Origin of the sequence: uncultured Methanobrevibacter sp. (genome assembly GCF_947170395.1) — an archaeon.
Lineage (GTDB): Archaea > Methanobacteriota > Methanobacteria > Methanobacteriales > Methanobacteriaceae > Methanocatella.
Genome location: NZ_CAMVTE010000017.1, coordinates 13,520 through 27,925, shown reverse-complemented (window position 1 = coordinate 27,925; position 14,406 = coordinate 13,520). Strand labels below are relative to the sequence as shown.

Sequence of the window (14,406 nt, the reverse complement as noted above, 5' to 3'; positions counted from 1 at the left end):
ATGTTTATTTAATTATAAAATAAAAGAGGGAGTACAATGTTAGATGCTATTAAGGATGTTGTGAGAAAAAGCTCAATTCATGTCTGCATCGTAAATTGCGGAGGATGCAACGGATGCGATGTTGAATGTGTTGCATTATTATCTCCAAGATATGATTTAGAGCAATATGGTATTTATGTTCACAATAATCCTCGTGAAGCTGACGTCCTGTTGTTAACCGGTGCAGTTACCGAACAATGGGTCGATAATTTAAAGAGAGTTTATGACAAAGCTCCTGAACCAAAAATAGCAGTGGCTGTTGGAAACTGTCCTCAATCCGGAGATGTGTTTGCTCAGGAAGGAGGCCGTGTTTATGCGCCTGCATCTGATTTCATTCCGGTTGCAGCAGCTATTCCTGGATGTCCGCCAAGGCCTAGTGAAATATTGGAGGCCATTTTGGCTGTTGGACCTCAAGCTATTGCTGATCGTGGGAGGGAGATGAAATGATTGTGCCTATTGGTCCAATTCATCCTGCTTTAAAGGAACCTATCAGACTTAAACTTCAAACTGAAGGTGAAAGGGTTGTTAAAGCAGAGATAGAATATGGTTATGTTCACAGAGGTATTGAAAAGATAATCGAAGGACAGACATGGCAGAAAGGAATTTATCTTTCTGAACGTGTCTGCGGTATCTGTTCATATGAGCACACTCAAACATTCGCAGAAACCATAGAAAAGATTTCCGATGTTGATGTTCCTGTAAGAGCTCAATTTTTAAGGGTTATTACAAATGAACTGGACAGAATTCAAAGTCATTTCCTTGCAAATTCCACATTCTTCAAATCAATGGACCATGAAACATTGTTCATGCATGTTTTGGAGTTAAGGGAATATGCAATGGATTCTATCGAGTTATTGACTGGAAACAGAGTTAATATGGGATGGAATGTTGTTGGTGGTGTTAGGATGGATGCCGATGAACGTCATTTCAAACCTATACTGGAAAACCTTGACAAAATCGAAGAAAGATTTGATACTGTTCGAGCGTTATTTGCTGAAGGTCCTGCACTTGCTTTGAGATGTAAGGGAATTGGAGTAATGAGTAAAAAAGAAGCTATTAAAGGCCGTGCTGTAGGTCCTATAGGAAGAGCTTCTGGAATCAAGGAAGATTACAGGAATGGACATTACACTTATGACGATTACTTTGACTTTAAGGTAATCAGGAGAAGCGAAGGGGACAATTATGCAAGAACCATGACTAGATTTGATGAAATCCCTGAATCAATTAGCTTAGTTAGACAAGCTATTGAAAACATACCTGAAGGGGAAGTACGTACTCCTGCAAATTTAAAATCTGGTTATGCTATGCGCAGAAATGAGGCTCCTCGTGGTGAAGTAACTTACATGATTGAAACCAATGGAAATTTGATAAAGAATATTTCAATCAGAACTCCTAGTATTGCCAATATGGACTCCTGTGCAAAATATATGATTCGTGACGTTCCAACTGTTGCTGATGCAGTATCCACTTATGCATCTTGTGATCCTTGTGTTGCATGTGCAGAAAGGGTGGCTATAACCAATGAACATGGAAAAACTGCAATCAAAGATATTTACGGGGTGAAATAATGTCATCTCTAATGTGGTATATTTTTGATTTTGCAAGAAAAGCTTGGGCTGATGCATTTACCAATGCACATACTTTGCCTGAAATAGCCGAAAAACCGGAAAGATTCAGAGATTTTCCTAAAGTCAATAAGGAATATTGCATAGGATGTGGTGCATGTACCGTATCTTGCCCTTCACCGAATGCGATTAAAATTGTTCGTGATGAAGATACTGAAGAGGGTGAAGGTTTAACTTATCCTGTAATCAATCCTCCTGCATGTATTCGCTGTGGTTTTTGTGCTGAAGTTTGCCCAACTGATCCTAAAACATTGGAATGTGGTTTAAACCATTTAATTTTACCTGAATTTAATATTATCCCATCAAAAAGACAATATATTGTTGATGATTATCTATGCATAAAATGTAAAAAGTGCATGAAAAAATGTCCTGTAGGGGCCATTTCCCTTGATGACAGCAATCTTGTTGTTGATCAACTCAAATGCATTTCATGTGGGGAATGTCTTGGAGTTTGCCCGGTAAACGGTGCAATGAAAGGAGTGTTTGTAGAAAACCTTCAGGCTCAAAAGGATTTAATTCTTTTATGTGTAAATTATCTTGAAGAATACATCAACAGTAAGGAAGATGATTTAAGAGCTCTCGAAATTGATGGGCTTCTTCAATATGATGTTCCGCTTTCTGAAATCTGGGATGAAGCTTTAAAAATAATTCCGGATGAAGAGATTTCAATGGAAATTATCACTAATGCTGTTAACAGACTTAAGATTAGAGTTATAGATTGGGATAAATCCAAATGTGAAAAATGTCAATTGTGTATTCCTGATTGTCCTACCGGATGTATTTCATTTGATGAAGAGAAAGACACAATAGTGAGAGATAAAAACAGATGTTTACGTTGCAGTATATGTTACCAAACTTGCCCATTTTCAGTAATCAAGTATTTCATTGCTAAATTTTCACTTGAAGATGGTGAAAATATCCATACTACTGTAAAGGCATCCAATCTAAATGAGAATATTTTTATGGAGTGAGTGTTATGATTGACAGTTATACAAAAACACCAAGACCATTAAGATATGTTGATGTTGATTATCTGGTCGACCAAACAAAATGTGCCAACTGTAAAGATAAACCTTGCCTTGATTCATGTCCTATTGATGCAATCTACATGGATGAAGATGACGGTCTTATAAAATTGAAAAATACATGTTTTGGTTGCGTATTATGCCGTAATGCTTGCCCATTTGATGCAATTTCTCTTGATGTTCATATGGACCCTCCAATCAAGGAAAATGTTCCAAACATTAATGCCAAATTATGTAAGGCATGCGGTGCCTGTGTTCAGGCATGTAAAAACGGTTCCATTCATATTGTAGCTGATGGAAAATCCGAACCTCACAGTGAAATCGATAAGGATACCTGTGTCCGTTGCGGATACTGCTTTAGGGTATGTCCTACTGATGCAATTAAATACGGTCAATTACTTCCTAAAACAGTTAAGGGAGGTAAGGCAATTGTTGTCAATCAGGATAAGTGTATCGGATGTATGACATGTACAAGAGTTTGTCCGTCCATGGGAGCAATTAATGTAGCAAGAACAAACAAATTGCCATATATCAATCCAGGATACTGCGCCAGATGTGAGGAATGTATGCATTCCTGTCCATCGACAGCTATCAAGTACTCTTCACGTAAAAAAGCTTATAAGATGTACAGTGAAATCAAATCATTTGACATCGTTTCCAGCATCATTGACCATGACATGAAAAAGCTGTCATTGGATTTGATCAGTCTAAATAAGGTATTGGAAAAGGTAGCCAAATCCACTGCTTTGGAATTTGATGATTTGGACTTTGAGAACTTTGCTGAATATAAGGTAAACGATTTGATGGAAAGGGAACTTAAAATCAGTTTGGATTCCCATATTGAAATATCAAAATTCACAAAACTCTTCGGTTCATATCTGATGGACAGAAACATTGAGGTTTATGATAAAAAATGTATTGCATGCGGGGACTGTTTTAATGTCTGTCCTGTTGGGGCAATAGAACAGAACGGTCCAAGTCCAATTAGAATCAACGATAATTGTGTGTACTGTGGAAAATGTGTTGAACAATGTAAATTTGATGCAATTGGAGCTTATGACGATTACTTCTACAGTAAGGATACTGATTTGTATTATGCAAGATCATATTTGCATTATCAAAGAGAAGGTGACTTTTCACTTTCAGACAATAAGTGTCAAGCATGCAGTATCTGTGCCAAAAACTGTCCTGTCGGAGCATTGACATTAAATGATGATAAAATAGACTTTGACAGTGAAAAATGTATTTATTGCAGAACATGTGAGGCAATTTGTCCTCTTGATGCAATTAGAATTGTTAACTTTAGGTGAATCATGTTTGAAAAATCTTTTATTACGGACTGTGAAGGACCTCTGACTTTAAATGACAATGCCTTTGAAATGGCGGCGCATTTTATAGAAGATGGTGGTGAACTATTTAAGATTCTCAGTTTGTATGATGATTATCTTGCGGATATAGTTAAAAAAGAAAATTACAAAGTGGGAAATACTTTAAAGTTTATCTTACCTTTCTTTGTCTGCGAAAATCTTAAAAATAAAGATTTGGTGGATTTTTCAAAAAATAATATTTATGCAGTCAGGGATTCAAAATTCCTATTGAAATACTTGAAGGATGCTATGAATACATATATAGTTAGTACAAGCTATGGTCAATATATTGAAGCTGTTTCAAATTATATGGAAGTGCCATTTGAAAATACATTTTACACCAATGTTGATATGGATGCCTTAAATCTAAATGGGGAAGAAATTAAAAAAATTGATGAATTCAAGAAATTAATTTTGGAAAATCCTCGTGATTATGAATTGTTTGATGAAATATTCTATTCAGAAATTCCAAAAATGAGCATTTTCGATGAAATCAAAAAAATCAATGTTGTTGGAGGAAAAGGAAAAAAATTGGCTATTGATGAGATAATCCAAAGGGATGAAATTGACATCAATAATATGCTTTACATTGGTGACAGCATCACGGATGTTGAACCATTGGAATTTGCCAGAGTTAATGGTGGTGTGAGCATATCATTCAATGGTAATGAATATCCTCTTAAAGTTGCAGAAATTGCAATTGTATCTCCAAATGCGGTTCCAACTACTTTGATAGCTAATGTTTATGCAAAATATGATAAAAATAAGGTTTTAGAGTTCATCAGTGATTATAATGGTGCTGATGGGTGTAAAGAGATATTTGAAAAATATAATATTGATTTGGAAATTAAAAATAAGTTCTTTGATGTTTTTGATGATAAAGATTATCCGATAATTAAAATTGTTGATGAAAATAACTTTGATGAAATATTAAAAGTCAGTAAAGAAATGAGGAATAATATCCGAGGCCAAGATATTGGCGGGTTAGGTTAAAATTATAGAAGGTAATATGATGAATTATAATAAAGTAGAAGATACATTTTTCGAAGCTTTTGAAGGAAAATATGTAAGAGCTTTAATTACAGGACCTAATGAAGCTATTGTTAAAAGAGCAGCATATGACTCAACTTCGACACCAAGTGCAGTTATTGGGAGAGTTGAAGGAGGAGTGGAAGGATTTTTGGATGCTAGTGAAACTCCAGATGGGAGATTCGGTGCAATTGTACAATACTGGTTAGGCAGTGATGATGTGGAAAAATTCGCATTTGAATTATCTTACAGGCTTAGGCAGGATGTATTGGTCAAGCCGTTTACCCGCATATTTGATTATTCCGCAACTGATAGTGATGAATATATTGAAATGATGGACATTGTGGGTCACTGTGGTGACGGTTATGAATGGATTGTTGAAGAATATGGCAGAAAGATGATCAATGTCCCAATTGCAGTTCCGGACTTCCAAATTGAGGAAAAATTCAAGATCAATGATGGTATTATGGGAGGTAACTTCTGGTATTTATGTCAAACTCCTGAGGCGGTTATTGATGCTGGAGATGCAATAATCAGTGCCATCATGGATGTTGAAGGTGCAACTGCTCCCTTTGACATTTGTTCTGCAGCTTCAAAACCGGAAACAAACTATCCTGAAATAGGACCTACTACAAATCATGTTTATTGTCCTTCACTTAAGGAATCTTTAGGTGATGAATCTAAAGTTCCAAAGGGAGTTAACTATATTCCTGAAGTTGTAATTAATGCAGTTGATGAAGAGTCCATGAATAAAGCAATTAAAGCAGGTATTGATGCTGCCTTGGAATTTGAAGGGGTTATCGGAATATCTGCAGGTAATTTTGATGGAAAACTTGGTGATAAAAACATTAATTTATTGGATATTTTAAAGTAAGGTTTTAATATGGAAATTCTCGACAATGATTTAAATGCAGAAATAATTGGATTTGGAGCTTTGAATGTTGATAAATTATATTCTGTAGAAGATATAGTTTCAGCAGATGAGGAAAGCTTCATTAAAGATGAAACCGATACTCCTGGAGGTTCAGCAGCCAATACAATTGTGGGTTTGGCTCGTCTGGGTTGTGATACATCAATAATTGGAAAAATAGCCGAAGATGAAGATGGTGATTTGATAGAATACAATTTGGCTATTAATGGAGTTTACACTAACAATTTAATTTATTCAGAAACAGGTTCTACAGGCAAATGCCTAGGATTTGTTGATAAAAATGGTGAAAGGTGCCTTTATATTTCTCCGGGCGTTAATGATGACATTAAAATCGGTGAAATAAATCCGCTGAATATTATGAGATGTAAGATAATGCATTACACATCATTTGTCGGAGATTCATTCAATACTCAAATTGAATTGTTGGAAAAACTTTCTAAGCAGACTTTACTAAGCTTTGATCCCGGAATGTTATATGTGCAAAAGGGATTTGAAGAATTAAAACCGATATTGGAGAGAACTGATATTCTGCTTATCAATGAATCAGAATTAAGATTATTATGTAATAATAGTGATTCTTCAATAAAACAGTTGGCTGTTAATTTCCTGGACCTTGGAATTGAAACTGTTGTTGTAAAACAGGGATCAAGTGGGGTTTATGCGACTAACGGCACTCAGGAGTGTCAGGTTGATTCATATGAATGCAATGTCGTTGATACTACTGGTGCTGGAGATAGTTTCAATAGCGGATTTTTATATTCCGTTTTAAAAGGATTTGATTTGGAAAAATCATGCATGATAGGAAATTGGGTGGCAAGCAAAGCTATTGAAGGATTTGGTATGGAGAAATTCCCCTCACTAAAAGAATTGGAGGATTTCTTTTAAGTTTTATTAAAAAATAAATTAGTTGGCGATATTATGAATGTAACTTTTATAAAACAGATGAAGAACTTGGAACGTGAAGTTTTATTGAAATCTGTTGAATTAGATGATGATGGAGATGATTTCCAATTTGAATTGGAGGATTTCAGCAGTTCTGAGGAAATCATTGCTATTGCGCCTAGGTGTGTAAGATGCAATACCTGTGTTAGTGAATGTCCAGTTAATGCAATCGAACCAGCTAATATTTTTAGAATAGCAAAGATTACCGATAAATGTGTTAAATGCGAAATATGTGTACAGACTTGTCCTGTTTCAGCAATTAAATTAATAGATAATACAGTTATTTATAACAATGAGGATGAAGATGGCATTATCGAATATAACTTAGCTAATGTCAGCAGTTCTCATAGGGTCGTTCGTATGAATGACATTTCTATCGATTATTCCCAAGATAACAATTGGGATGATTGTTCAAAGTTATGCCCAACAGGTGCATTCACGCTAGAATTTAAGGATTTCTTTGAGCAGAGAAATCTTTGTGAGGATATTGAGTTAATAGATGATGAATTGTATCCTTACATTAACGAAAAAATGTGTATTGGCTGCGGTGCATGTGTTGAAATTTCACTCAATGACAATGCAATAGAGCTTGACAGGTATATCGGACCTATTGTTCACAGCAGAAACCTTGATATTAATCATGACGCATGTGTAAATTGTTATTTGTGTGAAGAAAATTGTCCGACTGGGGCAATCGAATTAGTGGATGGTGAAGTTGTCCTTGATGATGATAAGTGCATCAGATGTGTTGAATGTACAAATCATTGTCCTGTAGGGGCATTAAAAAGAGTAGAAATAGAATAAAAATGGGGTTAGTTTATGAGAGCAAGAGAATTAATGGATAAAGACTTCGTATATTTAAACTGCGAAGATAGTGTAGTTGAAGTTTCAAAAGTAATGGAAGAAATCAGACGTTTTACATGTCCTGTTGTCAATGACAACAAACAATTGGTTGGTTGGATTACTTCCTTTGATGTTACAAGAGGTTTAAGGGAAGGAAACGAAAAAATTTCTGAAATCATGAGCGGATATGAAGAAATTGCAACAGTTCATGAAAATGATCCTGCAAGAAAAGCGGTACTTTTAACAGCAAACAACAAATTTGTTACCGTGCCTGTCGTGAATGATGAAAATCAGGTGATAGGTATGGTTCGTGCCTGCGATATTGTGGCATTATTATCTGATTTGTATGACATTAAAGTGGTTAAGTTATACAAAGCAATGCAAAACCAGCTCAAGGGTGTAACCTGGGAAGAATTGATGGCCGCTTCTGCTTTAGTATCCAAAAAGACTACCGGTATAAAAATTTCTCCTGAGGAATATGAAGAAAGCATAATGAATTCCACTTTTGGAGAAGCTATTTGGGCAACCGGTGGATTGGAAAAATTCTTTGCAGGTTTAATATCTGTAGGGGAAATGGTAATCGCACGCCGTGTGGGAAAAGCAAGAAAATAGCATTAATTCCATTCTTAATCAACTCTACTCCACATTTGTAAAATAAGACTTATGTCTTATTTCACAATATTTTTTTTTAACAGTTTTAATATTATAGTGTAAACTGTTTAGATGAAGATACGCTAAAATATGATGTTTTTTATTATTTTTTTATGATGTCCTAGGTTAGGTAGAATACTGCCCACATTTGGATAAATTTAGTTATTGTTATCTTAATTGTGGTTCGGATTAACTTTAAACATATGTGGATTTGTATTAATTTTTTGATTTTCAATAAGAAAGTTTTTATTACAATATTCAGATATATATAATTAATCAAAATTTGTTTGAACAATATTCAGAATAATATAAACAAATTTTAGATTTATTCAAATTAATTATTAAATTATTCATTTGAATTTTTATAATAGTTAATCAAATCCTTAAAAATTTAGACTAAATTTTGGAAAATATGTGATAATATGTAGAGGAAAATAGTAATATGCTATTGGGTACTGGTGATAAGCCATCTTCACTTAGGTGGATTTTACTTGCTATTCAGCATGTATGTGCAATGTTTGGGGCTACAATTCTGGTTCCTATCGTTGTAAACACCACTGCAGGTGCCGATATTTTATCCATTCCAGTAGCATTGGTTTCATCTGGTATAGGTACATTAATTTATTTGGTTTGTACTCGTAATAGAAGTCCAGTTTATCTGGGAAGTTCGTTTGCATTTATTGCTCCTATGGTTGCAGGGTATGCAATCGGGGTACTGGAAGTGTTTTTACTGCATTAATGATTGTAGGTATTGTTTATATAATTATTTCATTGATTATTCGTGTTTCAGGACCTGGTTGGATTAATAAACTGTTACCTCCTGTAGTAGTTGGTCCGATGATTATGGTAATCGGTTTGTCTTTAGCTCCGGCAGCTATTAGTGAAATCGGTTTGAATTTGGCAGTTATTCCATGGCAAAATCTGGTTGTGGCATTTGTTGCATTTTTAATCACTGCACTTGTGGCAGTTCGTGGAAAGGGAATCTTGCAGGTTATTCCATTTTTAATCGGTATTGTTGCTGGATATATTGTTGCAGCAGCGCTTGGTCTGGTTGATTTCTCACAGGTATTGGCAGCTAATGTGTTTGAAGTGCCTAAATTCTACCTGCCATTTATGAATTATAATCTAAACTTTGCAGCTGTTTTAACAATTGTTCCGATTGCGCTTGTGACAATGGTTGAGCATGTGGGAGACCACAAGGTGTTAAGTGAAATCATCGGTCGTGATTTAATTGAAGATCCTGGTCTTCAAAGAACCTTGCTTGGTGATGGTCTTGCAACATTCATCGCAGCATTTTTAGGTGGTCCTGCTAACACCACTTATGGTGAAAATACTTCTGTTGTTGGTATGACTCGTGTAGCTTCCACTTATGTTATAGGTCTTGCAGCGGTAATTGCAATAGTATTTGCATTTTCAGGACATTTAACTGCTCTTTTAACTGCAATTCCACAACCTGTTTTAGGTGGTATTTCAGTATTGTTATATGGATTTATTTGTGTAAACGGTCTTAAAATCTTAATCCACAATCAAGTTGACTTTAACAACACCAAAAACGTTGTCGTAGCTGCAACTATGCTTGTTTTAGGTTTAGGTGGTGCAACATTAGCTCTTGCATACGGTGATTTGTCAATAGCTATTTCTGGAATGTCTCTTGCAGCTATTATTGGAGTTTTATTGAATCTATGTATTCCGGAGGAAAAACATGAATGAGTTTGTTTTAAACCATCCGATAATAACTCATAAGCTCGCAATTTTAAGGGATATTAACACTGGAACTAAGGAATTCCGTGAACTGGTTACAGAAATCTCAACAATTTTGTTTTATGAAGCTATGAGGGATGCAAAACTGGAAAAAACAACAATTGAAACTCCATTGGAAAAAATGGATACTGGAATGTTGAATGAAGACCATTATGCTATCGTTCCAATATTAAGGGCTGGAATGGGTATGGTTGATGGAATCTTAAATGTAATTCCTAATGCAAAAATATGTCACATTGGACTTTACAGAAACGAGGAAACCTTTGAACCAGTTGAATATTACTATAAGATGCCTGACGGAATCGATAAAAGGGAAGTCCTTGTAATTGATCCTATGCTTGCAACAGGTGGTAGTGCATCTGCAACTATTTCAAGACTCAAACAGGATGGTGTTACTAAAATTAAGCTGTTATGTATTGTGGCAGCTCCTCAGGGTATCAAAACAATTGAGGATGACCATCCTGATGTTGAAATATTCTGTGCTACAGTCGACAGGGAATTAAACGAAAATGCATATATTCTTCCGGGTCTTGGAGATGCCGGAGACGAGTATATGGTACAAAATAGTGAAGTTTCACTTCACTAATCTTTTATTTTTTTAGAATATTGGCTTGGTTTGTCTTTGATGGGACTGTTCGATGATGGTATTCATTATGAAATGAATTTACTATCATTTTTCTATTATTCCATTTATTTGGATTATTTTTTATAATTAATAATGCTGTACTGTAATCTAATTCAAATTCTCTGTTCTAAATATGAAATCTATGAAGAGTTAGCAGATGGGGGCGATGGAACAGGTGAATGTACAGCTGCTGGAGGCTGGAGTGGTTCTGGAAGTAACTCAAATAATACGGATTCGGTAGAAAAAATAGTGATTTTACTGGAAACGGCACCACAAATCAAGCTGGATTAAAATCTTCCGGATAACTTGCAAGTAACTCATCAACTACATAATCAATGTATCACCAAGTTCAGAGATTCTGCATCCGCAACTAGTGCCGGAATTGAATCTCAATCAGTTGTAAAACAAATTGTTATTGATGAAGAAGATGTCTATAGGGTAACCGGTATTTCAATAGTTGTTTTGCTGATAATATTGACCATCGGTTTAATTATCGTGAAGGCCTAAAAGAAATGAATTCCAAAGATAATTCTTCTTTTTTCTCTATTTTTTACCCATTTTATAATAAATTATTTAATATATCTTTTACAAATCTAATATTATCTTACCTTTGGAGGATTTTTATATGAATAAAAGTGATTTGAAAAGAGATTATTATATGCTCAAGGGACCACTTGCAAAAAAGGGTTATGACTGGTGGTGGCATTCTTTTACTGCATATAATAAAAAAACTGGTGAACCAAGACCGTTTTTTATTGAATACTTTGTATGCAATCCGGATTTAGCTGAAGAAGAACCTACTTTAGGTCAATTGCCTGAAAATAAAGCAGCAGGTAAAAAACCGTCTTACTGCATGGTTAAAGCAGGTACATGGGGTAAAAATCCAAAACAGATTCATAATTTTTACTCAATGAAATACTTTGACTGTCCTGATGATGAATTGAACATTCGTGTAGGGGATTGCAGCCTTACTGAAACTCATATGAGTGGATTTTCAAGAGTAAGTGAAGAAGATGCTCAAGATCACCCGGAATACATGTGTGATGCCGGAGATATGATGTGGGATTTGGATATTGATAAGCAAATCACTTTTAATGTAGGATATGGTGCAAGTTCATTATTTAGAAAATTAAATTCATTTGAAATGTTCTGGCACGCTGAAGGAATTAAAACCCAATATAGCGGAACTGTATGGCTCGATGGGGAAGAATATGAAGTGATTCCTGAAAAATCATATGGATATGCCGATAAAAATTGGGGTGGAGACTTTACTTCACCATGGCTCTGGATTTCTTCATGTAATTTAACTAGCCTTAAAACAGGTAAAAAATTAGAAAACTCCGCTTTCGAAGCGGGTGGAGGAAGACCAAAAGCATTCGGTATTTCAATTCCTCGTAAATTATTGATCGGATTTTACTATGAAGGTACAATGTATGAATATAACTTCGCCAGATTCTGGAACCTTGTTAAAATCGACTTTGACTTTGAAGAGGGTGAAGATGTACATACCTGGCATGTAAACGCCAGTAACAAAAATTCCAGAATGGAACTTGTACTTTACTGTAAACGTGATGAAATGTTATTAATTAACTATGAAGCTCCTGATGGTCAGAAAAGACACAACCGTTTATGGAATGGTGGAAACGGTTGGGGTGAAATCAAATTATACAAAAAAGACGGAACTTTAATTGACCATGTCAAAATTGAAAATGCAGGATGTGAATATGGGGAGTATGATAAATAATGATTTTCACAGACGTCCTTGCGTTGATTGTTGTATATATTTATGTTGCCATCATTTTTGTAGTGGCTGAAATGGTTTTGAAGACACGGCCTGAAGTTTCACGTAAGTTTTTACACATTATGGTAGGTAATATGATTTTTGCCATGCCGTTTTTTTCAGATCCCTGGACAATGGTCTGGTTTTTAACATTGCCGATTACAATAGCTCTGTTCTTTTTAACAGAATATTCACCAGTTAAAATAGAAAACAGCGTTACCGAATCCGGCCATGCTTTAGGTTTATTCTTTTATGCAGGTATCTGGACAATACTGATTGCAGTATTTACTACAATTGCTCCTGCAGGAGATCCTAAACACTTCATATGGATTGTAGCATTAGCTATTGTTCCTATGGTTTATGGAGATGGTTTTGCAGCTTTAATTGGTCAAAAATTCGGTAAAGTTAAATATACTGTATTTGGCGGTACAAAATCTCTTGAAGGTTCACTTACAATGTTTGTAATTACCTCAGTAATGAGCGTATTTGTCTGGATGGTTTTCACTTCAATCGGTTGTACAATGCCTGAATTTAATATAGTTTATATTATAGGTATTTCTGCTGTTGCAACATTATGTGAAGCCTTCAGTTATGGAGGAATTGATAATTTAACAGTTCCTGCTGTGACTTCTATTTTATATTATTTGGTAGCTGTATTATAGCTACTTTCATTTCTATTTTTAAGTAGTGTTTTTTGCACTTCAGTTTACAATTTTTGCATCTTGGAAGCATCGCCAAATAGCCATTTATATGGACTTTTACTAAGTTATATTAACGAATAGTTATTTGGTGATATGAATGAGTTTACGAGAACAGGCCGAAAAAAGAGTAGATGCAAAAATTAAATTTCAAGAAAATCTATATAAATATCTGATTGTAAATACAATAATAGCAATAATTTCCGTTGTATTTTTAAAAAGCTATTGGTTATTATTATGTGTTATGTTTTTCTGGGGTATTGGAGTCTTGGATGACTTTTTTAAAGCATACTCATATAAGGATATATTCGGCTATAACTATAGAGAAAGAAAAATTCAAGAAGAGTTATCTAAAATGGGTGATTAAATGAGTGATTTAAGATCAAGAGCAGAAAGACGTGTAGATAATAAAATCAAATTTTATATAAATTTCACTGCATATGTTGTAATAAATGCCATATTGGCTGTTATAAATTGGTTATATACTCCAGGATTCTGGTGGGTTGCATTTCCATTATTCTTCTGGGGAATAGGTGTATTAAAAGACTTTTTAAAAGCATTCGTATTTACATCTGCATTTGACAGTGAAGACTATAGGGAACGTAAAATACAAGAGGAGATGGAAAGACTAGGAAAATAAACCATGAAAGTAAATTTATTTGTATCAAGAGACATTGATGAACCTTATGCAGATATTCACACAAATGAATTGACGGACAATATTTCAAAGGCAATATCTATTTTGGAAAGTGATGATTCAAAGGACATGCTGGCCGTTAAAAAAGGATCAGATATTGCTCTTCTGGAATTTCGTGATGTTTACATGTTAAGAGTTGAGGAAAAACAGGTTAAAGTTTATACTGAAAACAGTGAATATCTAATTAAAAAGCCATTATATCAGGTTGAAGAAACTTTAAATAATGATTTTGTAAGGATATCAAAGACAACTATCGTTAATTTGAAAAAAATTAGTCGTGTAGCTCCTTCTTTAAGGGGTATGATGTTTATAGAACTTAAAAATGGTCTAAAAGATAATATTTCAAGAAAATATCTGCCGGATTTCAAGAACGCTTTGGATTTATAGGTGGCA

Annotated in this window: 16 protein-coding genes and 1 pseudogene; all 17 read left to right on the top strand. The window is 34.7% G+C overall.

Translation table 11 applies throughout. The features are described 5' to 3' along the window. The first annotated feature begins 36 nt into the window (after window positions 1-36). The 17 genes and pseudogenes from Q0W04_RS06065 to Q0W04_RS05980 all read left to right on the top strand — a co-directional run bounded on the left by Q0W04_RS06065 (window position 37) and on the right by Q0W04_RS05980 (window position 14,400). Window positions 37-486: an NADH-quinone oxidoreductase subunit B family protein gene (locus tag Q0W04_RS06065; RefSeq protein ID WP_298501236.1), complete on the top strand. Its 450-nt coding sequence runs from the start codon at window positions 37-39 to the stop codon at window positions 484-486. Continuing rightward, the gene (locus Q0W04_RS06060; RefSeq protein ID WP_298501235.1) at window positions 483-1,607 is read left to right on the top strand and encodes a nickel-dependent hydrogenase large subunit; all 1,125 of its coding nucleotides are present in this window, start codon (window positions 483-485) and stop codon (window positions 1,605-1,607) included. The genes Q0W04_RS06065 and Q0W04_RS06060 overlap by 4 nt, the downstream gene beginning before the upstream one ends. After that, window positions 1,607-2,635: a 4Fe-4S binding protein gene (locus tag Q0W04_RS06055; RefSeq protein WP_298501234.1), complete on the top strand. Its 1,029-nt coding sequence runs from the start codon at window positions 1,607-1,609 to the stop codon at window positions 2,633-2,635. Before Q0W04_RS06060 ends, Q0W04_RS06055 begins: the two co-directional genes overlap by 1 nt. Beyond that, window positions 2,632-3,999 (top strand): 4Fe-4S binding protein, encoded by a 1,368-nt coding sequence (locus tag Q0W04_RS06050; protein WP_366938632.1) that lies wholly within the window; start codon window positions 2,632-2,634, stop codon window positions 3,997-3,999. The genes Q0W04_RS06055 and Q0W04_RS06050 overlap by 4 nt, the downstream gene beginning before the upstream one ends. Window positions 4,000-4,002: 3 nt before the next feature. After that, window positions 4,003-5,049, top strand: a complete 1,047-nt coding sequence (locus Q0W04_RS06045; protein WP_298501232.1) for a hypothetical protein — start codon at window positions 4,003-4,005, stop codon at window positions 5,047-5,049. 19 nt (window positions 5,050-5,068) lie between these two features. After that, window positions 5,069-5,959, top strand: coding sequence for a formylmethanofuran--tetrahydromethanopterin N-formyltransferase (locus tag Q0W04_RS06040; protein WP_298501231.1), 891 nt, complete (start codon window positions 5,069-5,071; stop codon window positions 5,957-5,959). A gap of 9 nt (window positions 5,960-5,968) precedes the next feature. After that, the gene (locus tag Q0W04_RS06035) at window positions 5,969-6,901 is read left to right on the top strand and encodes a carbohydrate kinase family protein (RefSeq protein WP_298501230.1); all 933 of its coding nucleotides are present in this window, start codon (window positions 5,969-5,971) and stop codon (window positions 6,899-6,901) included. A gap of 33 nt (window positions 6,902-6,934) precedes the next feature. Further along, complete coding sequence (locus Q0W04_RS06030) at window positions 6,935-7,762, top strand: 4Fe-4S binding protein (RefSeq protein ID WP_298501229.1); 828 nt, start codon at window positions 6,935-6,937, stop codon at window positions 7,760-7,762. Between the two features lie 15 nt (window positions 7,763-7,777). Further along, entirely contained in the window at window positions 7,778-8,413 is a 636-nt protein-coding gene (locus Q0W04_RS06025) for an HPP family protein (RefSeq protein ID WP_298501228.1), read from the top strand. A gap of 481 nt (window positions 8,414-8,894) precedes the next feature. Further along, a pseudogene (locus Q0W04_RS06015) lies at window positions 8,895-10,162 on the top strand (solute carrier family 23 protein). Beyond that, window positions 10,155-10,799 carry a uracil phosphoribosyltransferase gene (upp, locus tag Q0W04_RS06010; protein ID WP_298501226.1) on the top strand — a complete coding sequence of 215 codons (645 nt, stop codon included), beginning with the start codon at window positions 10,155-10,157 and terminating at the stop codon, window positions 10,797-10,799. Before Q0W04_RS06015 ends, upp begins: the two are co-directional and overlap by 8 nt. 345 nt (window positions 10,800-11,144) lie before the next feature. Further along, window positions 11,145-11,345, top strand: a complete 201-nt coding sequence (locus Q0W04_RS06005; protein WP_298501225.1) for a hypothetical protein — start codon at window positions 11,145-11,147, stop codon at window positions 11,343-11,345. Window positions 11,346-11,463: 118 nt separating this feature from the next. Further along, on the top strand, window positions 11,464-12,582 hold the full coding sequence (locus Q0W04_RS06000) for a tocopherol cyclase family protein (RefSeq protein ID WP_298501224.1): 1,119 nt from the start codon (window positions 11,464-11,466) through the stop codon (window positions 12,580-12,582). Beyond that, window positions 12,582-13,280, top strand: a complete 699-nt coding sequence (locus tag Q0W04_RS05995; protein ID WP_298501223.1) for a diacylglycerol/polyprenol kinase family protein — start codon at window positions 12,582-12,584, stop codon at window positions 13,278-13,280. The genes Q0W04_RS06000 and Q0W04_RS05995 overlap by 1 nt, the downstream gene beginning before the upstream one ends. A gap of 136 nt (window positions 13,281-13,416) precedes the next feature. After that, window positions 13,417-13,683, top strand: a complete 267-nt coding sequence (locus Q0W04_RS05990; RefSeq protein WP_298501222.1) for a 2TM domain-containing protein — start codon at window positions 13,417-13,419, stop codon at window positions 13,681-13,683. Continuing rightward, window positions 13,684-13,956 carry a 2TM domain-containing protein gene (locus Q0W04_RS05985; RefSeq protein WP_298501221.1) on the top strand — a complete coding sequence of 91 codons (273 nt, stop codon included), beginning with the start codon at window positions 13,684-13,686 and terminating at the stop codon, window positions 13,954-13,956. A gap of 3 nt (window positions 13,957-13,959) precedes the next feature. Next, window positions 13,960-14,400 (top strand): LytTR family DNA-binding domain-containing protein, encoded by a 441-nt coding sequence (locus tag Q0W04_RS05980; protein ID WP_298501220.1) that lies wholly within the window; start codon window positions 13,960-13,962, stop codon window positions 14,398-14,400. Window positions 14,401-14,406: the final 6 nt, after the last annotated feature.